The sequence below is a fragment of the Mesorhizobium sp. WSM4836 genome (assembly GCF_055811815.1).
The window spans coordinates 19,339-38,653 of record NZ_JBVVQF010000025.1 but is presented as its reverse complement, the minus strand read 5'-3'; the positions used below and the strand labels follow the sequence as shown (position 1 = coordinate 38,653).

At 64.2% G+C, this 19,315-nt stretch carries 19 protein-coding genes; 13 read left to right on the top strand and 6 right to left on the bottom strand.

What is annotated here, in order from left to right:
* Nucleotides 1-210 precede the first annotated feature (210 nt).
* From AC0L2P_RS25485 to lpxK, 6 genes are all read left to right on the top strand, one after another.
* Nucleotides 211-1,554, top strand: coding sequence for a TldD/PmbA family protein (locus AC0L2P_RS25485; protein ID WP_473505138.1), 1,344 nt, complete (start codon nucleotides 211-213; stop codon nucleotides 1,552-1,554).
* Complete coding sequence (locus AC0L2P_RS25480) at nucleotides 1,541-2,347, top strand: 3'(2'),5'-bisphosphate nucleotidase CysQ (protein WP_473505136.1); 807 nt, start codon at nucleotides 1,541-1,543, stop codon at nucleotides 2,345-2,347. Before AC0L2P_RS25485 ends, AC0L2P_RS25480 begins: the two co-directional genes overlap by 14 nt.
* Nucleotides 2,348-2,421: 74 nt before the next feature.
* Nucleotides 2,422-2,667, top strand: a complete 246-nt coding sequence (locus AC0L2P_RS25475; protein WP_352525444.1) for a DUF4170 domain-containing protein — start codon at nucleotides 2,422-2,424, stop codon at nucleotides 2,665-2,667.
* A 5-nt stretch (nucleotides 2,668-2,672) separates the two neighbouring features.
* Entirely contained in the window at nucleotides 2,673-3,452 is a 780-nt protein-coding gene (locus AC0L2P_RS25470) for a lysophospholipid acyltransferase family protein (RefSeq protein ID WP_473505134.1), read from the top strand.
* The gene (gene waaA, locus AC0L2P_RS25465) at nucleotides 3,449-4,765 is read left to right on the top strand and encodes a lipid IV(A) 3-deoxy-D-manno-octulosonic acid transferase (RefSeq protein ID WP_473505132.1); all 1,317 of its coding nucleotides are present in this window, start codon (nucleotides 3,449-3,451) and stop codon (nucleotides 4,763-4,765) included. Before AC0L2P_RS25470 ends, waaA begins: the two co-directional genes overlap by 4 nt.
* A gap of 1 nt (nucleotide 4,766) precedes the next feature.
* Entirely contained in the window at nucleotides 4,767-5,795 is a 1,029-nt protein-coding gene (gene lpxK, locus AC0L2P_RS25460) for a tetraacyldisaccharide 4'-kinase (RefSeq protein WP_473505130.1), read from the top strand.
* 217 nt (nucleotides 5,796-6,012) lie between these two features.
* Here the strand turns inward: lpxK and AC0L2P_RS25455 are convergent, their stop codons facing one another.
* Together AC0L2P_RS25455 and AC0L2P_RS25450 are read right to left on the bottom strand one after the other, a co-directional pair.
* On the bottom strand, nucleotides 6,013-6,246 hold the full coding sequence (locus AC0L2P_RS25455; protein ID WP_031211156.1) for a DUF2093 domain-containing protein: 234 nt from the start codon (nucleotides 6,244-6,246) through the stop codon (nucleotides 6,013-6,015).
* A gap of 129 nt (nucleotides 6,247-6,375) precedes the next feature.
* On the bottom strand, nucleotides 6,376-7,302 hold the full coding sequence (locus AC0L2P_RS25450; RefSeq protein WP_473505128.1) for a LysR substrate-binding domain-containing protein: 927 nt from the start codon (nucleotides 7,300-7,302) through the stop codon (nucleotides 6,376-6,378).
* A gap of 90 nt (nucleotides 7,303-7,392) precedes the next feature.
* Here AC0L2P_RS25450 and AC0L2P_RS25445 point away from each other — a divergent pair, with 90 nt between their 5' ends.
* Nucleotides 7,393-8,286, top strand: coding sequence for a DMT family transporter (locus AC0L2P_RS25445; RefSeq protein WP_473505126.1), 894 nt, complete (start codon nucleotides 7,393-7,395; stop codon nucleotides 8,284-8,286).
* 3 nt (nucleotides 8,287-8,289) lie between these two features.
* On the opposite strand, the gene mutL is transcribed toward AC0L2P_RS25445, so the two are convergent.
* Nucleotides 8,290-10,146 (bottom strand): DNA mismatch repair endonuclease MutL, encoded by a 1,857-nt coding sequence (gene mutL / locus AC0L2P_RS25440; RefSeq protein ID WP_473505124.1) that lies wholly within the window; start codon nucleotides 10,144-10,146, stop codon nucleotides 8,290-8,292.
* A gap of 80 nt (nucleotides 10,147-10,226) precedes the next feature.
* A complete protein-coding gene (locus AC0L2P_RS25435; protein WP_473505122.1) occupies nucleotides 10,227-11,129 on the bottom strand; it encodes a LysR family transcriptional regulator in 903 nt (300 codons plus the stop codon).
* Nucleotides 11,130-11,232: 103 nt separating this feature from the next.
* On the opposite strand from AC0L2P_RS25435, the gene AC0L2P_RS25430 reads away from it, so the two are divergent.
* Nucleotides 11,233-12,222 carry a zinc-dependent alcohol dehydrogenase family protein gene (locus AC0L2P_RS25430; protein ID WP_473505120.1) on the top strand — a complete coding sequence of 330 codons (990 nt, stop codon included), beginning with the start codon at nucleotides 11,233-11,235 and terminating at the stop codon, nucleotides 12,220-12,222.
* Nucleotides 12,223-12,239: 17 nt separating this feature from the next.
* Here AC0L2P_RS25430 and AC0L2P_RS25425 read toward each other — a convergent pair whose 3' ends face one another.
* Nucleotides 12,240-13,142: a LysR substrate-binding domain-containing protein gene (locus tag AC0L2P_RS25425; protein WP_473505118.1), complete on the bottom strand. Its 903-nt coding sequence runs from the start codon at nucleotides 13,140-13,142 to the stop codon at nucleotides 12,240-12,242.
* 92 nt (nucleotides 13,143-13,234) lie between these two features.
* Between AC0L2P_RS25425 and AC0L2P_RS25420 the strand changes: the two genes are divergently transcribed.
* From AC0L2P_RS25420 to AC0L2P_RS25400, 5 genes are all read left to right on the top strand, one after another.
* The gene (locus tag AC0L2P_RS25420) at nucleotides 13,235-14,785 is read left to right on the top strand and encodes a trimethylamine methyltransferase family protein (RefSeq protein ID WP_473505116.1); all 1,551 of its coding nucleotides are present in this window, start codon (nucleotides 13,235-13,237) and stop codon (nucleotides 14,783-14,785) included.
* 41 nt (nucleotides 14,786-14,826) lie between these two features.
* Entirely contained in the window at nucleotides 14,827-16,476 is a 1,650-nt protein-coding gene (locus AC0L2P_RS25415; protein WP_473505114.1) for an ABC transporter substrate-binding protein, read from the top strand.
* Nucleotides 16,477-16,581: 105 nt separating this feature from the next.
* A complete protein-coding gene (locus AC0L2P_RS25410) occupies nucleotides 16,582-17,061 on the top strand; it encodes a DUF3828 domain-containing protein (RefSeq protein ID WP_473505112.1) in 480 nt (159 codons plus the stop codon).
* 4 nt (nucleotides 17,062-17,065) lie between these two features.
* Nucleotides 17,066-17,608: a hypothetical protein gene (locus AC0L2P_RS25405; RefSeq protein ID WP_473505110.1), complete on the top strand. Its 543-nt coding sequence runs from the start codon at nucleotides 17,066-17,068 to the stop codon at nucleotides 17,606-17,608.
* A gap of 11 nt (nucleotides 17,609-17,619) precedes the next feature.
* On the top strand, nucleotides 17,620-18,804 hold the full coding sequence (locus tag AC0L2P_RS25400; RefSeq protein WP_473505108.1) for a mandelate racemase/muconate lactonizing enzyme family protein: 1,185 nt from the start codon (nucleotides 17,620-17,622) through the stop codon (nucleotides 18,802-18,804).
* A 29-nt stretch (nucleotides 18,805-18,833) separates the two neighbouring features.
* On the opposite strand, the gene queF is transcribed toward AC0L2P_RS25400, so the two are convergent.
* Nucleotides 18,834-19,295: a preQ(1) synthase gene (gene queF, locus AC0L2P_RS25395; RefSeq protein WP_023674394.1), complete on the bottom strand. Its 462-nt coding sequence runs from the start codon at nucleotides 19,293-19,295 to the stop codon at nucleotides 18,834-18,836.
* Nucleotides 19,296-19,315 lie beyond the last annotated feature (20 nt).

Below are 19,315 nucleotides of genomic sequence, written 5' to 3'. Positions count from 1 at the left end.
GGTTGGTCAGGCCGGCCCAGGTGCAAAATCAAGGATCTAAAACATCCTTTATGCGTCCAGAGAGACGCAGGACCTCTAGATCGGTCGCGCCGACCTAGGGCCAGATGCCTCCTGATTGTCCGCTTCTCCCATTGCAGAAGGCGCATCGGGACAATAGATGGTGCAGCAGCGGCTGCCCTATTGCCGGCCGGAAATAACAGGATCATGCGCATGACCGATACGCTCGACGCAGCGAAACTGACCGATCGCGTCGCGGCCCTGGTCGAGGCTGCCAAACGGGCCGGCGCCGATGCCGCCGATGCGGTTGCGGTACGCGGCCGTTCGACCGGCGTGTCGGTGCGGCTCGGCAAGGTCGAAGGCACGGAGGCGTCCGAGAGCGAGGACGTCTCGCTGCGCGTCTTCGTCGGCAGACGGGTAGCGAGCGTTTCGGCAACGGCGGCATCCGACCCCAAAATGCTGGCCGAGCGCGCCGTCGCCATGGCCAAGGTGTCCCCCGAGGATCCCTATCAGGGCCTCGCCGACCCGGCCTTGCTGGTCAAGAAACCGCGCGACCTCGATCTGTTCGATGCCACGGAGGTATCGGCCGACCAGTTGAAGGAAGCAGCGCTTGCCGCCGAAGCGGCGGCGCTTGCCGTCAAGGGCGTCACCAATTCGGCCGGCAGCGGCGCCAGTGCCGGGCTCGGCGGCCTGGTGCTCGCCACTTCGCATGGGTTTGTCGGCCATTATGTCGCGTCGCGCTTTTCGCGCTCGACCAGCGTGATCGCCGGCGAGGGCACCGGCATGGAGCGCGATTATGAATTCTCCTCGCGCCAGCATTTTTCCGATCTCGCTGCGCCGGAAGATATCGGCCGCAAGGCCGGCGAGCGCGCCGTCCGCCGCATCGGCGCGCGCAAGGCCGCGACCGGGCCGGTCGACGTGGTGTTCGATCCGCGCGTCGCGCGCGGCATTGCCGGCCATCTCGCCGGCGCCATCAATGGCGCCGCGGTGGCGCGCAAGACCAGCTTTCTGCGCGACATGATGGGCAAGAAGGTGGCTTCGGCCGCGATCACCGTCACCGACGAGCCGCTCCGGCGCCGCGGCCAGGCCTCGCGCCCGTTCGACGGCGAAGGCGTCGAGGGCGAAAAACTGTTCATGGTCGACAAGGGCGTGCTCAACCACTGGTTCCTGTCGACCTCGGCGGCACGCGAACTCGGCCTCGTCACGAATGGGCGCGGCTCGCGCAGCGGCTCGTCGGTCTCGCCATCGTCGACCAATCTCGCCATCGAGCCCGGGGAAAATACGCCGGAAGAGCTGATCAAGTCGCTCAAGACCGGCTTCTACGTCACCGAAGTGTTCGGCCAGGGCGTCGACATGGTGACGGGCGAATATAGCCGCGGCGCTTCCGGCTTCTGGATCGAAAACGGCGAGCTGGCCTATCCCGTCGCCGAGGTGACCATCGCCTCCAATTTGAAGACCATGTTCCTCAACATGGTTCCGGCGAGCGATCTTGACCGCAATTTCGGCACCGCCGCGCCCACGCTTTTGATCGAAGGAATGACCCTTGCCGGAGCTTGACCCGGTCGTCTCGGCCGGCGCTACTGAAGACCTGCAGCTGCTGCGCGACGCTGCCCGCGAGGCGGGGCTCATCGCCATGCAATACTTCAACAACAATCCGCAAGTGTGGATGAAGGGCGGCACCTCGCCGGTCAGCGAAGCCGATCACGCCGCCGACAAATATCTGCGCGAGACCTTGCTGGCGGCCCGGCCGGACTATGGCTGGCTGTCGGAGGAAACCGTCGACGACCCGGTAAGGCTTGTCGCGCGCCGCACCTTCGTCGTCGATCCGATCGACGGCACGCGCGGCTTCCTCGAGGGCCTGCCCACGTGGTGCGTCAGCGTCGCTGTGGTCGAGAACGGCCGAACGCTTGCCGGCGTGCTCGACTGCCCGGCGAAGGGCGAAATCTATTGGGCGCTGCCGGGCGAGGGCGCATTCCTGAACGCCGAGCGCATCAGCGTGCGTCCGCCGTCGGAAACGGCCAAAATTGCCGGACCGAAGGCGATGATCGAGCTGATGCCGGCGAGATGGCAAAAGCGGCTGAAGCGGGTGCCCTATATTCCTTCGCTTGCCTACCGGCTGGCGATGATCGCCGGCGGCCAGCTCGATGCCACCTTCGTCAAGGCCAATGCGCATGACTGGGACATCGCCGCGGCCGATCTCATCCTGCGCGAGGCGGGCGGCGGCTTGCTCGATCGGCACGGCCGCGCGCCGCTCTATGCCGGCGAAGTGATCCGCCACGGGCCACTCGCCGCCGGCTGCGGCGAACTCCTCGCCGTGCTCGCCGGCATCATCGCCGGACTGGACAATTGAACATCATCAATAGTTCCAAAGTCGGCGGCTTTGGTCTAGACGTGTCCCAAACTCACGATATGTGAAGGATCGACATGGCCGCTGAAGACGGAAAGAAACAGCTTTTGCACCTGGTGTTCGGCGGCGAACTCAAGAAGCTGGGCGGCACCGAATTCCGCGATCTCGACGCGCTCGATATCGTCGGCATCTATCCGGATTACCAATCGGCGCACGCCGTCTGGAAGGCCAAGGCGCAAGCCAGTGTCGACAATGCCCATATGCGCTATTTCGTCGTTCACCTGCACCGCCTGCTCGACCCCGAAAACAAGGCTGCCGGTTGACATCGATGAACCATGAAGCGGTGAAGCGATCAGCCCCGCGGTCGGCGGTAAGACGTCGCAAGCCGAAGACGTTCTGGCGCAAGATCCGCGAACCGCTGGCACAGTCGCGATTCGTCAAGAATGCGCTTGCCGCGCTGTTTGCGTATTTCGTCCGCTTTGTCCGCCTGACCAACCGCATGGTCGACGGATCGGCGAAGTTTTCCGGCGGCGCTTATGCGCAGCTCGAGCCCGGCATCATCGCGCTCTGGCACGGCCAGCACCTGCTGACCCCGGCCTTTTATCCCAAGGGACGGCCGCTGGTTGCCATGGTGTCGCGCAGCGCCGATGCCGAGCTCAACGCGCTGATGGTCGAGAAATTCGGCATCGAGGCGGTGCGCGGCTCCGGCGGGCGCGAAAGCGCAAGGCATCTCGACAAGGGCGGCGCCAAGGCGCTCATCGCCCTCAAAAAGTCGCTCGCCACCGGCAAGAATGTCGCCATGATTGCTGATATTCCCCACGGCACGCCGCGCGATGCGGGGCTCGGTGTCGTCCTCCTGGCGCGGCTTTCCGGCCGGCCGATCCTGCCTGCCGCGATAGCCACCAGCCGCCGCAAGGTGATCGAGGGCAGCTGGGACAAGACGACGATCAACTTGCCCTTCGGCCGCTCCTCGATCGTCGTCGGCACGCCTGTCTTCGTGCCGGCCAACGCCGACGCCGCGGAGATGGAACGCAAGCGCCAGGAGGTTACGGCCTCGCTCAATGCCGCGACCGCCGAGGCCTATCGCCTTGTGGACGGTCCGAAATGAGTATGCGCTGGGCGCGCGCCTTCCTGACGGCGTACCGTTTCGCCGGGGCCGCCGCCTACCCGCTGGTCGGAACTTACGTCGCCTGGCGCACATCCAGAGGCAAGGAGGACCGCATTCGCCGGCGCGAGCGCTACGGCGTCGCCGGACGCGAGCGCCCCGAAGGCCCGGTGATCTGGATCCATGCAGCCAGCGTCGGCGAGACCATCGCCGTCGTGCCGCTGGTCGAGAGCATTCTCGATTATGGCGTCAACATCGTGCTGACGACGGGCACCGTCACCTCGGCGCAGGTCGCTGAAGAGCGGCTGGGCGACCGCATCATCCACCAATATGTGCCGCTCGACCTCAAGCCGGCGGTCAGCCGCTTCCTCGACCATTGGCGGCCGGACCTGGCGATCATCGCCGAATCGGAGATCTGGCCGATGACCATCCTGGAACTCGGCGCCCGCCGCGTGCCGCAGGTACTGGTCAATGGCAGGCTGTCCGACCGCTCCTTCAAATCCTGGAAGAAGCGCGCCAACATCGCCGAAGCCTTGTTCGAAAATCTCGCCCATGTCGTCGCCCAGTCGGACATCGACGGCGAGCGCTTCCTTTCGCTCGGCGCCCGGCCGGTTACCGTGTCCGGCAATCTCAAGGTCGACACCGCGCCGCCGCCGGTCGACGAACGGGCACTGGCGGCGCTGAAACGCCAGATCGGCGGCCGCCCGACCTGGGCGGCGATCTCGACCCATGACGGCGAAGAGGCGGTTGCCGCCGAAGTTCACGCCATGCTGCACAAGCGCCACCACGGGCTTTTGACGATCATCGTGCCGCGCCATCCCGATCGCGCCGGGCAGCTGGCCGCGCAGATTTCCGGCATGGGCCTGAAGCTCGCGCAGCGCAGCAAGGGCGACAGGATCACCGCCGACACCGATATTTTGCTCGGCGACACGATCGGCGAGATGGGGCTTTATCTGAGGCTGACGGAAATTGCCTTTGTCGGCCGTTCGCTGACTTCCGAGGGCGGCCAGAATCCGCTGGAGCCGGCCATGCTGGAGACGGCGGTGCTTGCCGGCCGCAACGTCCAGAATTTTCGCGAGGCCTATCAGCGCCTGCTCGACAGTGGCGGCGCCAAGCTGGTGCGCGACCGCGATATGCTGGCCGGCGCCGTCAATTTCCTTTTGACCAACGAGGCGGCCCGCCATGAGATGATGGCGGCGGGTGCGGCGACCGTCGACGAGATGCGCGGTGCGCTGGCACATACGCTCAGGTCGCTCGAGCCCTATATCCAGCCGCTGGTCGTCAAGTCGCGCCTGAAGGGCGCGAACGGGCGCTGACGTGACCTCGGAAGCGCCACCCTTCTGGTGGGAGGAGCCGGACTGGCGGGTCACGGCGCTGTCGCCGTTCTCTGCCATCTATGCGCTAGTCGCCGGTCGCCGCATGCGGCACGCGCCGCGCGAAAAGGTCGAGGCGCCGGTGCTCTGCGTCGGCAACTTCACCGTCGGCGGCACCGGCAAGACGCCGGTGGCGATGGCATTGGCCGAGCAGGCCAGGCGCATGCAGCTCAATCCGGGTTTCCTGTCGCGCGGCCATGGCGGCTCCTTCGCGCAGCCGCATATCGTCGATCCGCACCACGACGCCGCCAAGCATGTCGGCGACGAGCCGCTGCTTCTGGCCGAACACGCGCCGGTCGCGGTGACGCCGAACCGCGCCGCCGGCGCCAGGCTTCTGCTGGAGAAGCTCGGCTGCGATTTCCTGATCATGGATGACGGTTTTCAGAGCGCGCGCATCCACATCGACTATGCGCTGGTCGTCGTCGACGCGCGCCATGGCATCGGCAATGGCCGCGTCATCCCCGGCGGGCCGCTGCGGGCAAACATCGTCGACCAACTGGTCTTCACCAGCGCCTTGCTGAAGATGGGCGAGGGTATCGCGGCCGATACGGTCGTGCGCCAAGCAGCGCGCGCCGGCAGGCCGATCTTCGAGGCGCATACCGCGCCGAGCAGCAAGGTGACGCTGGCCGGCAGGCGGTTCCTGGCGTTCGCCGGCATCGGCCATCCCGACAGGTTTTTCGACACCGTAAGCGAGGCCGGCGGCGAGCTTGCGCTGACCCGACCGTTTCCTGACCATCATTTCTACAGCGCGGACGAGCTTGCCGAATTGGCGGCGACGGCACGTAAAGGCGGGCTTGGCCTCATTACCACTGCCAAGGACGCTGCCCGCCTGCGTCACGGCGCAGCACCGCCGGAATTCCTCGAGCGGCTCGACGTGCTGGAGATCGACACCGTCTTCGAGCTCGAGCATGTGCCGAAACGCATCATCGACGAGACGCTGGATGCTTGGCGGCAGCGCAGGCTGAAGGGCTGATCAGAAGCTTGAGCACCCCAGCAGCTTGAGCACCACGGCGATGCGGAATTTGCATCTTTCCGCCGGTCGAGCGTATTTTGTTCTTGCTTTGTACCTGCAGCTATGCTAATAATTTGGGTATGGTGCTAATTGGCTCCGACGACCCGCCCTCGAGGCGGGTTTTTTATTTCAAGATAACCTCTGAGATTTTGGGGTTGGCGGCCTGACTTGCATCGGACTAGCGTCGGCGGCGCAGTTCCGGATGCGCTTCGATCTCGCGGCGCAGCGAGGCGGCGGCATTCACATAGGGTTCCTGCCTGGCGACACTCCAGTATTTGAGCTCGTCGAGCGGGATGCTCTCGCCGGTCACCGCGCAGCGCACGAAGGCGCCGGGGCTGGTCACCTGGAAATCGCCGTCGAGATAGCGGATGCGGGCTTCCTTGCCACCGGGGCCTTCGAAACGGTTCATCATGGGGTGGTGCCGAAATTCATGACGATGTCATCGCCACAAATTGCGGCGAGGTCAAGCTTGGTTGGCTTTGCCTGGTTCTGTTTCTGATGACACTTACTCGAACAAGCCGGCAAATAGGTGCCCGGCGTCTCATTCCTCGGCGACGATAAACTCTTCGATCTTCTCCGCTGGCAGCCCCGCCTGGCTTGCAATGCGCCGGGCGAGGTCTGCTGCAGCAGTGCGCGGGCGCCCCAGCGGCCGGTCGAGCCAGTAGGATATCGGGCTGAGCGCACTGCGTTCGTCTACGGCGACGATGCGGCCCGACTTCAATTGGTCCACCGTCAACGGCGGACGCGCCAGCGCAATGCCGAGCCCGTGCGCGGCGGCGTCGAGCACGAGGTTGTAGTCCTCGAAACGGCGGTCGTGCGGCCGCGGCCGATAGTCCATCTCCTGCGCCGCAAACCAGGCGCGCCACGCCGAAGCGTCGGAATCGTTGATCACCGGAAATTCGAGCAGCCGGGCAGGATCTCCGCGGCCGATCTCCCTGGCCAATTCCGGCGAGGCGACCGGGAACACATATTCTTCGAAAAGCTGCACCGAGATCCGGCCCGGAATGCGGCCGCGCCCGCAGCGGATCGACAGGTCGATGCCCTCGTCGGCAAGATCGCCTTGGCGGATGTCGACGTCGAGCACGATGCGCAGCTTGGACGGGTGGTTCTCCAGCGCCGCCATGCGCGGCATCAGCCACAGCCCGCTGACCGAGGGGATCGAGGTCAGCCGCACCACCGCCGTGCCGCGCGGCTCGACCCAGCGATCCGAATTGCTGGCGATCAGGGCAAAGGCTTCGGTGGTGCGCAGATGCAGGCGGTTGCCTTCGACGGTCAGCGAGACGCCGCGCGCGCCGCGATCGAAGACTTTCAGCCCAAGCCAGCCCTCGAGCTTGGCGATCTGCCGGCTGACGGCGCCGTGGGTGATGTTGAGCTTCTGGGCCGCCGCCGAAAAGCTGCCGGTTCGAGCCGCGGCGTCGAAGGCGCGCAGCGTTTCCAGCGGCAGCATCGGGTCTAAGCTGTGATCCATAGTCACAGGTGATCCTCGATTTGTTCGTTTGTCAACCGGCCCGCAATAGCGTTTTTCTACTTGATGGCATTGGATCGCGAGGGCACCCAGATGAGCGCTTACACCGGCACGTTGAATACGACACAGCACATGGACGCCACGGCTGCCATCGCGGTGGCACTGACGGTGGTCGGCTGGGCCTCGGCCTTTCCGGCGATCCGCGCCGGCCTTGCCGCCTTCGGGCCACTGGAACTTGGCGCGCTGCGCTTTGCCATCGCCGCGGTTCCGGCGGCGATCTTCCTCGCGGTCAAGCGGCCGGCTCTGCCCAGGCTTGACGAACTCTGGCGCTTTGTCTTCGGTGGTGCCGTCTTCGTCGCGCTCTATACGGTGATGCTCAATTTCGGCGAGCTGACCGTTTCGGCCGGTGCGGCCGGCTTCATCATCAATGTCAGCCCGATCTTCACCGCCATCATGGCGATGGCGCTGCTTGGCGAACGCTTCTCAGGCCTTGCCTGGGCCGGCACATTCCTGTCCTTCGCCGGTATCGGCATCATCGCCATGGGCGAGGGGCAAGGGCTGCATTTCAACAGCGGTGCGCTGCTTGTCCTCGGCTCGGCGCTGTGCTCGGCCGTCAATACCATCGTCCAGAAGCCGCTGTTTGGTCGCCACCACCCGCTGACCATCTCGGCCTCCAACATGGTGCTTGGCGCGCTCTGCCTGTCGCCATTCCTGCCGAGCGGTTTGGTGCAGGCGGCGGTCGCCGACACCGCCGGGCTCGGTGCGGTCGTCTTTCTCGGCATCGTGCCGAGCCTTATCGCCTATGCCGCCTGGGCAACAGCGCTTTCCCGCTTGCCCGCCGCGCGTGCCTCGAACTTTCTTTATCTGGTCTCGCCGATGGCGACCCTGATCGGCTTCTTCTGGCTGGGCGAGGTGCCGACGCTGCTCGGCATAATCGGCGGCGCACTGGCGCTCGGCGGCGTCATCGTGGTGAATTTGAAGAGGTGAGCCCTACCGCCGGCCAAACAGCCTCTCAATATCGGCAAGCTTGAGCTCGATATAGGTCGGGCGGCCGTGGTTGCAGGTGCCGGAGCCCGGCGTTGCCTCCATCTGGCGCAGCAGCGCGTTCATCTCGTCAGGTTTGAGCAGGCGGCCGGAACGTACCGAGCCGTGGCAGGCCATGGTCGCGGCTATTCTGTCCAGCCGCTCCTTCAGCGTGTCGACCGTGTCATTGTCGGCGATCTCGTCGGCGAGGTCGCGCACCAGCTGCTGGACATTGGTCTCGCCGAGCATCGACGGCGTCTCGCGCACCGCGACGGCACCGGGGCCGAAGCGCTCGATGCCGAGGCCGAAACGGGCAAGCGTTTCGGAATGCATGGCGAGCCGCTCGGCGTCTTCCTCCGGCAAATCGACGATCTCGGGCAGCAGCAGTATCTGCGACGGCACCGCGCGTGAGTGGAGGGCGTTCTTCAAGGCCTCGTAGACCAGCCGCTCATGCGCCGCGTGCTGGTCGACGATGACAAGTGAATCCCTGGTCTGGGCGACGATATAGTTCTCATGCACTTGCGCGCGCGCCGCGCCCAGCGCCGTGCCGAGCAGCGTCTCCGCCGCTTCGTTTTGCCCGGCGCGCGCATCGGCGCTGTGCAGTGGCCCGGCGGCGAAGGTCGCCTGCTCGTCCTCGCCGAAGCCATTCGCAGAGCCCATATCGAGCGGCCGCTGCGGCGAACGGGCAGGATCGAATCCGGCAAAGCTGGAGGCCCGATAGGCGGCCTCGTAGCTGCGATGGCCGTTAGCCGGCCCGCCATGCGCATAGGACGCCGCGCCCGGCCGGAACGCTGCCATCATGCCGGCGGCCCCGGTGGTGGCGGCGCGGATGCCGGCGTTGGCCAGCGCTTCGCGGATGGCGCCGACGATCAGCCCGCGCACCAGCCCCGGGTCGCGGAAGCGCACGTCTGCCTTGGCCGGGTGGACGTTGACGTCGACGATCGCCGGATCGAGCGTCAGGAATAGCACGGTGACGGCATGGCGGTCGCGCGGCAGCACATCGGCGAAGGCGCCGCGAATCGCGCCGGCGATCAATTTGTCGCGCACCGGGCGGCCGTTGACATAGGCGTATTGCTGCAGCGCGTTGGCGCGGGTGAAGGAGGGGACCGAGACATGGCCGGCGAGATGCACGCCGTCCCGCATCGCGTCGATGGCGATCGCATTGTCGGGAAAGTCGGCGCCCGTCACCTGCGCCACACGGCGCAGCCGGCCTTCCGCGCTGTCGTCGGTCGCCGGCAATTCCAGCGTCGAGCGGTCCGGGCCGGCAAGGGTGAAGCGCACTGCGGGAAAGGCGATGGCGATGCGCTTGACCACGTCGCCGATCGCCGAGCTTTCGGCGCGCTCGCCCTTCATGAATTTGAGCCGCGCCGGCGTGGCGAAGAACAGGTCGCGCACCTCGACCGTGGTGCCGCGATTGGCCGCCGCCGGCCTGACGGCGGAAACGCGGCCGCCGTCGATGCCGATCTCGGCGGCGCTGTCGCTCGATGCCGTGCGCGAGCGGATCGACAGCCGCGCCACCGAGCCGATCGACGGCAAAGCCTCGCCGCGGAAGCCAAGCGAGCGAATGTCGTGAATGTTGTCGGCGAGCTTGGAGGTGCAATGGCGCGCAATCGCCAGCGCCAGTTCCTTTTCCGGAATGCCCAAGCCGTCGTCGCTGACGCGGATCAGGTTCAGCCCGCCACCGGCGGTGACGATCTCGATGCGCGTCGCGCCGGCGTCGAGTGCATTCTCGACCAGTTCCTTGACCACGCTTGCCGGACGCTCGATGACTTCGCCGGCGGCGATCTGGTTGATCATCGTTTCGGAAAGCTGGCGGATCGGCATGGGGCACTATAGGCGGATTCGTGGTCGATGCGGGAGGGCGGAATTGAGGAATTCCACGCAGCTGACCGCGACCGTGCACTTCAAGTCATGAGCTTGGGCAGCGCTGCCGCCAGTGCATCGACGGCAAGGCGGACTTTCATCGGCAGATGTGGCGTCTGCAGCCACAGCGCATGAACGTCGTAAAGAAACCTCGGCTGTTCCGGCAACAATGGGACAAGGGCGCCCGCCTGAATGCGCTGGCGCACCAGCCAGTATGGCAGCCAGGCGAGCCCCATGCCGGCCGCCGCGGCATCGGCGATGGCATCGAGGTCGTCGAGCCGCAATCTGCTGACGGGCCGGATCTCCATCGCGGGCTGGCCACTGCGCGGAAACAACCACGGCTGAACGGCACGACCCGAACGGCGGTAGATGATCGCATGATGGCTGCCGATGTCATCTATTTCCTGTGGCTCGCCGTGCCTGTCGAGATAGGACGGCGACGCGCAGACGACCATGTGCTGGCGTGCGATGCGACGCGCTATCACCCCCGCCTGGTCCTCAAGGTCGCCCGTTCGGATGGCAAGGTCGCAGCCGTCCTCTGCGAGGTCGGCGAGGGCATCGCTGAACGACAGGTCAAGTTCCAGCGTCGGATATTGCTGTGCAAGCCCGAACAGGATCGGGGCAACGCAGCGCCGGCCGAAATGCACCGGCATGAGCACGCGCAGCTTTCCGCGCGGCTCGGCAAGCTGGTCGGCGGCAAGCGCATCCGCGGCCTCCGCTTCGGCAAGCACCAGCCGGCAGCGTTCATGATAGGCGCGGCCGAAATCCGTCAGGCTTTGGCGACGCGTGCTCCGGTTGATGAGGCGCACGCCCAGGCGCTTCTCGAGAAACCGGACATGCTTGCCGACCATCGGCCCGGAAAGATCGAGAGCGGCCGCCGCGGCCGCGAACGAGCCCAGGTCGACGGCTTTGACGAACACGGCCATGCTCGTAAGGCGATCCATATTCAAAACCTATAGTTTCTACTGATCTGCTCAGGCGGCTATTTATCCGCCTGGTCGCCGCTGGCATAGCTGATTCAGTTCAAATGTTTTGGAGTTGTGACCGATGGCACGTGTTGTTCGTTTTCATGAGCTCGGTGGTCCCGAGGTTCTGCGCATAGAGAATGTCGATCTGCCCGCGCCCGGGCGGGGCGAGGTCCAGATCCGCGTCAAGGCGTTCGGTCTAAACCGGGCCGAGGCGCTACTGCGTTCGGGGACCTACATCCAAACCGCGCCGTTGCCTTCCGGTCTTGGGCTCGAAGCCGCTGGCATCATCGAAATGGTCGGTGAAGGCGTGGACGGCTTTGTGCCGGGCGATGCCGTCAGCATCGTGCCACCATTGTCGATGGCCCGCTGGCCTGCCTATGGTGAGATTGCCACATATCCCGCCGAGCTCGTCATCAAGCACCCGCCATCGCTGAGCTGGGAAGAAGCGGCGGCCGCGTGGATGCAATATCTCACGGCCTATGGTGCGCTGATCGACATTGCCCAACTTGGCAGGCAGGACTTTGTCGTCATTACAGCCGCCTCGAGCAGCGTCGGACTTGCGGCGATCCAGATTGCCAACATGATTGGCGCGACCCCGATCGCGGTCACTCGGACATCTGCCAAGAAGCGGGCTTTACTCGAGTTCGGCGCGGCCCACGTTATCGCCTCGGCAGAAGAGGACCTGGAAGCCAGGCTGAAGCAAATCGCCGGCCCGGACGGGGTGCGCGTGGTGTTCGACGCGGTCGGTGGGCCGATCTTCGGGCCTCTGACGGCAGCGATGGCACCGGGTGGCATTCTCATCGAATATGGCGGCTTGAGCCTCGACCCGACACCGTTTCCGCTACCTGCAGTGCTGGCCAAGACGCTGACGCTGCGCGGCTATCTCGTCCACGAGATCGTGCGCGATCCGGTCCGGCTGCAGGCCGCCAAGGCGTTCATCCTTGACGGACTGAGCTCGGCTTCGCTGAAGCCGGCAATCGCCAGAACCTTTCCATTCGACCAGATCGTCGAGGCGCACCGTTATCTCGAATCCAACGAACAATTCGGCAAGATCGTCGTGACGATTTGACCGGGGATTTATGGGCCTCACGCTTGTGCGGCCAGCCAGTCGCGTACCTTGCGGGCATTGTCGCTGAGTTCGCGGTTCCTCGACCAGATGACATGAAAGCCCTTGCCGGTCGTCATCGTATGGCCGGTGACGCGCACCAGCAGCCCTGATGCCAGCAGCCGCTCGGCGAGGTGACCCCAGCCGAGCGCGATGCCTTGCCCTTCCATGACTGCCTGGATCACCAGCGCATAGTCGTTGATGCGCAAGCCGCCCCCGGCATCGGTGATGTCGACACCGGCCCATGCGAACCACTCGTCCCAGCTGGCGGCCTCGCGAAACGGCTCTTCGAGATGGATGAGGCGGTGTGATGGAAGGTCCGCGACGCTCTCCGGCAGCCCGAACCGGGCCGCATAGCTCGCGCCAGCGACAGGAAATATCACTTCATCGGCCAGCGGCAGCGAATGATAATCCGCCCATTCCCTGGGCTCGCCGCCGCGGACGCCGAGCGGGATGTCCTCGGCGATGATGTCGAGATCGCGATCGGCGGTCTGGATGCGCAGGTCGATGCCCGGCAATTCGTCGCGAAACTGCTGCAAACGCGGCATCATCCAGAACGAGGCGAAGGCGGTCGAGGCGGCGAGCGTCACATGGGCGCCGACGGCGATCTGGCGCAGGTCCTCCGCCGACTTGCGAATGTGCGACAGGCCGAGCGAGACGTCGGCATGGAAGCGGTCGCCGGCCTCGGTAAGGCTGACTTGCCGATGGCGGCGCTGGAAGAGCTTGACGCCGAGCTGCTCTTCGAGCCCACGGATCGCATAGGAAACGGCAGCCTGCGTCATGCCGAGTTCGCGCCCGGCGGCGGTAAAGCTCGACAGCCGGCCTGCGGCCTCGAAGACGATCAGGCTGCCGGCCGACGGCAGCAGGTGGCGTAAGTTTCGCATAAGCTCAGCTTATACAAGAGATCAGGATTTTCCAGCGTCACAGCTGCATTTTGTCTGGCTAGATTGGTTACCAACAGGAATATGGAGCCTCCATGAACGCACCGGCCGTTGAAGTGAGCGAACACACCAACCGCCGCAGCGGCGGCCGCCTGGGACGCAAGGCGCTGCGGGGCGCTCCCGTTGCGTCATTTCCGACCCTGGTCCGCAATATCCCCGTCTATCAGATGGTCCCGGACGACGCGGTGGAGCTGATCCACCAGGAGTCGCTCTCAATCCTTGAAGAAGTGGGATGCGAGTTCCGCGACGACGAGGCGATCGCAATGTGGAAGGCGGCCGGCGCCGATGTCTCGGAGACAAGGGTCCGGATCGACCGCGCCCTGCTGATGGAGCTCATCTCGACGGTTCCGTCGGAGTTTACGCTCAATGCGAGGAATCCCCAGCGTTCCGTACGTGTGGGAGGCAACAACTCCATCTTCGTGCCGATGTACGGGGCGCCTTACGTGCGCGACCTCGACAACAACAGGCGCTACGGCACACTCGCCGACCTCAACAATTTCCACAAGCTCGCCTACATGGCGCCGGCGCTGCACTCGTCGAGCTCGATCATTTGCGAGCCGATGGAAATTGCCGTCCCGAAGCGTCACCTCCACATCATCCATTCGGCGCTGAAGCACTCCGACAAGCCGTTCATGGGCATCGTGACCTCCAGGGATCGAGCCGAAGACACGATGGCGATGGCAGGCATCGTGTTCGGCGAGGACTATGTCCGCGACAACCCGGTTCTGGTGGCGATCACCAACTGCAATTCGCCGCTGGTCTGGGATGCCACCATGCTGGATGCGATGAAAGTCTATGCCCGCCACAACCAGCCTTTGATTCTGGCGCCCTTCGCCCTTTGCGGCGCCTCGACTTCGGCCTCTGCCGTCGGTGCGGTCGCGCAGGTCAATGCCGAAGCGCTGGCGGGCGTCGCGTTCACACAGCTCTTGCGTCCGGGTTCGCCGCAGATCTACGGACAGTTCATGGTGACGGTCGACATGAAGACCGGCGCTCCCATGGGCGGTACGCCGGAGGCGGCCCAGATGATGTATCTCATGGGCGCGCTGGCGCGGAGGTATGGGCTGCCGTGGCGCACGTCCGGGTTCCATGTCGGCTCGAAGCTGAACGACGCCCAGGCGGGCTACGAGGCGAACATGCTGATGCATGCCGCCATCCTTGCCGGCGCCAACTACATCTGGCACTCCGCCGGTTGGCTCGAGGCCGGCCTGACCTGCGGCTATTCGAAATTTGCCACCGACTGCGAGCAGCTTGTCGGCTGGTACAAATATGCTGGCGGGCTGCCATTCGACGATTTCAAAGAGGCTATGGCGGCTATCCGCGAGGTCGGACCGCAGGGCCATTTCCTCGGCACCCAGCACACGCTCGAACATTTCGAGTCCGCCTTCTTTATACCGAGCATCATGGACTTCAATTCGTTCGAACAGTGGAAGGCGGAAGGAGCAAAGGACCACGACACCCGCGGCCGCGAGAAAGCGCGCAACATGCTCGCCGATTATGAGGAGCCGAAGCTCGATGAGGGCATCGCCGATGGTCTCAAAGATTTGATTGCGCGGCGCGAGGAGAAACTGCCGGACAGCGTTAGTTGATAACGGGCGAAGACCCGATGCGAACCATAAGGGAGGAAAAAATGACACTCTTCAGAAGCAACGGTGATCGCGTACCGAGCGCCATCGAAGCGATGGCCAGCGAGGCGCGTGCCGGTCGTGTCGACCGGCGCGAGTTTCTGGCACTGGCAAGCGCCTTCGGCGCATCGACGGCCCTTGCCTACGGCATGATCGGACTTGCCGTGCCGGAACGGGCTTTGGCTGAAGAGCCGAAGAAAGGCGGCACGCTGCACGTTTCGATGTCGGTAAAGGCACAGAAGGATCCGCGCACCTACGACTGGGTGGAACTTGCGAACATTTCACGCTGCTGGCTCGAGCCGCTTGTCCGCTACACCCGCCAGTTCACATTCGAGCCGGTTCTGCTCGAAAGCTGGGAGGTCAACGACGACGCCACCGAATATGTGCTGCACGTGCGCAAGGGTATCACCTGGAACAACGGCGATGCTTTCGGCGCCGATGATGTGGCCTATAATCTGACGCGCTGGTGCGAAAAGGCTGCCGCCGGCAACTCCATGGCCGCGCGCGTCGGTGCGCTGATCGATGCAAAGACCGGCAAGGCCAGGGAAGGGGCGATCACCAAGGTCGACGACAACACGGTGAAGCTGAAGCTGAACGAACCGGACATCTCGCTGATCCCGAACTTCACCGACTATCCGGCGCTCGTGGCCCATCGCAACTTCGACGCCGACGGCGCTAATCCGATCGAGAAGCCGATTGGCACCGGGCCGTTCGAACTGGTGTCCTATGCGGTCGGCCAGAAGGCGGTCGTCAAGCGGCGTGAGAATGGCAAATGGTGGGGTGGTGAAGCGCTTCTCGACGGCGTCGAATTCATCGACTACGGAACCGATTTCAACGCCTCGGTAAATGCATTCGACTCCGGCGAAATCGATCTCAACTTCGAGACGCCCGCCGACTTCATAGACATCCTCGACAAGATGGGGCTGGTGAAATCGGAAGTCGCGACAGCGACCACGCTCGTTGCCCGGACCAACATCACGAACAAGCCCTATGACGACAAGCGGGTTCGCAACGCCCTCCAGATGGCCGTCGACAACAAAGCGGTGCTCGAACTTGGCTACGCCGGGCGAGGCACTGTTGGTGAAAACCACCACGTCAGCCCGATTCATCCGGAATACTACGCGCTGCCCAAGAAGACACGCGACGCCGCGGGCGCCAGGAAGCTTATGGCCGAGGCCGGGCAGGACGACTTCGAGCATGAACTGATCACCGTCGAGGACGATTGGCAAAAGAACACCGGCGACGCGATTGCCGGCCAGTTGCGCGACGCCGGGATCAAAGTGAAGCGCACCGTCCTGCCGGGGTCGACCTTCTGGAACGACTGGACGAAATACCCCTATTCGATGACCATCTGGTACATGCGCCCGCTTGGTGTCCAGGTGTTGGCGCTCGGCTATCGCACCGGCGAGGCCTGGAACGAAACCGGCTACTCCAACCCTGATTTCGACGCCAAGCTCAAGCAGGCCCTCGCGCTCATCGACGTCGAGAAGCGCCGCGAGGTCATGAAGGACATCGAACAGATCCTGCAGGATTCGGGCGTCATCATTCAGCCGTTTTGGCAAAAGCTGTTCAGCCACATGAACGAGAAGGTGAAAAACTACGGCGTCCACCAAACCTTCGAGATGGATCTCCAGAATGTCTGGCTGAACGCCTGAGTTGCCAGCAGAGGACGCGTTGCAGGATTTCATGGACCGTAAGAAAGCCGACGGGCAAGATGCGTGGTACTGATAGGTTCCGTCAGTGAACAATCGGGGACACGCATGAAACTGCCACTTTTTGTTGCCGCGCTTTCGATGGCCTTGCCGGCGGCCGCGTTTGCCGGCCCTGCTGCCAACGCCGTGAAGTTCTTTTATGTTCCGTCGGTCAAATTCGAGGCCGATGCCCAGTATCGCGACCGCTTCACCGCACCGGTGACGAAACTGTTCGAACTGAACGACAATGCAGCTAAGAACCATCCGGATGAAGTTCCCTGCATCGACTTTGCCCCTGGTCTCGATGCGCAGGACTATGACGAGAAGACCGTGGCCAAGACGCTGACACTGGCCGAAACGCTCAATGGCGACAGCGCCGAGGTGACGGCGACGTTCAACCTTTTCCCGGAAGGCGATGATTCCAAACGCAAAATGGTCTGGTCGTTGAAAAAGGTCGACGGCCAGTGGAAGATCGCCGACATCACCTCGAAGACCAGCGGCTGGACGCTGAGTGCGCTCGAATGCCTGGCCGGGCAGCCCCCGGAGTGATGCCGTGCTCCGCTGCCGTCCCTGGGTTCTGGCGACTGCGTGGCTGCTGGCCGGATTGAGCAGCGCCGCCGCTCAGGGCTTGTTGGGCGCGCCGGCCGACAGTGCGGAACCTCCGCCGGCAGTTTTGCCGCCGGCAGAAAACGCGCCGGCCGCACCCGTGCAGCCGGGCTCGCCGACGGCGGTGGTGAAGCCGTTCTACGAGCATGCCGGGCTCGAGGTCGATCCGGCTCAGCGGGGCCATTTCACCGACCCGGCAAAGTCGGTGCTGGACAAGAGCGACGCGCTACGGAAGTCGGGGCAGGGCGAGTGCCTCGATCCCAACATGGCGCTCGACAATGCCGAATACGACAAGGCGGAGATCGACAAGACCCTGAAGACCATCGAAGCGGTCAAGGGCGACGAGGCCAAGGTCGTCGTCGCCTTCGTCGTCTCCGGCAGTCCGCACCGGCTGGAATGGAAGTTCAAAAAGGTCGACGGCGACTGGAAAATATCGGACCTGCTCTCGGTGACAGGCGAATGGGCGGTAAGCCAATACCAGTGTGAGTGAGAACGGAACCGATGAAGATCAGCAACATCCGCGTCACCCACGTCAACGTCCCGCTCGATGCTCCGTTCTGGTGGACGGCAGGTCTCTACGGCGGCGCCTCGAAATCGATCATCGAGGTCGAGACGGACGAAGGCGTGGTCGGACTGGGCGAGGCGCCATGGTGGCATTTCGGCGAGGTGATCAAGGCCGAGATCGCGCCGGCGCTGATTGGCGCCGATCCGCTCGACATCGCCGACTGCGAGGCGCGCTGTGTGCCGCCCTGGCAGATCACCGCCAACACCGGCGAGAACGCAGCCACGGTGGCGTTCGGCGCCGTCGAACTGGCGCTGTGGGATATAAGAGGCAAGGTCTTCGGTATGCCGCTCTATAAGCTGCTCGGCGGCGCGGTGCGCAAGGACATTCCGTTTTCGGAATATTTCGCCTTTCGCCCCGCTCAAGGCGGAGCCGGCGGCGAGATGACCGCCGAAGCGATCGTCGACTACTGTCTCGGCATACGAGAACGGCACGGCTCGACGATCTTCGAGGGCAAGCTGATCATGGGCGATCCCGAGCTCGAGATCAGGACAGTGCGCATGCTGCGCGAGGCGCTTGGCGATAAGGCGCAGATCAAACTCGATTCCAACATGCAGTGGTCGCTGACCACAGCGCGCTGGGTACTGCGCGAGATCGAGCCGTTCAACATCCGCAATTACGAGGATCCGGTCGCGACCTTCGAGGAGATGGCAGCGCTGCGCCAGCATTCGCGCATTCCGTTCTCCACGCACATCCCGGATCTCAGACGGGCAGTCGCGCTCGGTGCGCCGGATTACTTCGTCTGCAATTTCGCAGCGCTCGGCGGATTGTCCAAAACTCTGAAATTCATCGCCGCCTGTGAGGCGATGGGCAAGGGGTTCTGGTGCTATTCGAACGATCTTGGCATCATGACATCGGCTTATCTGCACGTCGTGGCGGCGACACCGTGGATCACCGAAGCATCGCAGTCGCTGTTTCGCTGGCAGATCGGCGATGTCATCAAGGACGGTCCTTTCCGCCAGACGGGCAATACGGTGCGCGTGCCGGAGGGTGACGGGCTGGGCGTCGAACTCGATCCGGCTGCGATGAAGCGCTGGGCGGGCCACTTCGCCGAACACGGGCCGACGGGCCATTTCAGCGACCCGAACAATCCCGGCCGCTACCGGCGGCTCCCGCTCAACTGATGCAACGTATTTTCCTCAGAAGCTCAGGCTCACCCGCGCCCGCGATAGGGGGCGACGCCGGTGTCGGGCAGCCACACACCTTCCGGCGGTGCGCCGGTTTGCCAGAACACGTCGATCGGAATGCCGCCGCGCGGATACCAGTAGCCGCCAATGCGCAACCACAATGGCTTGGTCGCGGCGATGATGCGGCGGCCGATCATGACGGTGCATTCTTCGTGGAAGGCGCCATGGTTGCGAAACGAGGTCATGAACAGCTTGAGCGACTTCGATTCCACCAGCAGCGCATCGGGTGCGTAGTCGATGACGATATGGGCGAAGTCCGGCTGGCCGGTGACCGGGCAGAGCGAAGTGAATTCCGGGCAGGTGAAGCGAACGATGGCCGGCGGGCCGTCGCCGCGCGAAAACGGCACGGTTTCCAGGACTGCCGCTTCAGGGCTCTGTGGCGCCTCGACGTTGGTGCCGAGCTGGGTGAGGTTTTTCGTATCGGTCATGAGCAGGTTCCGTGCTGCAT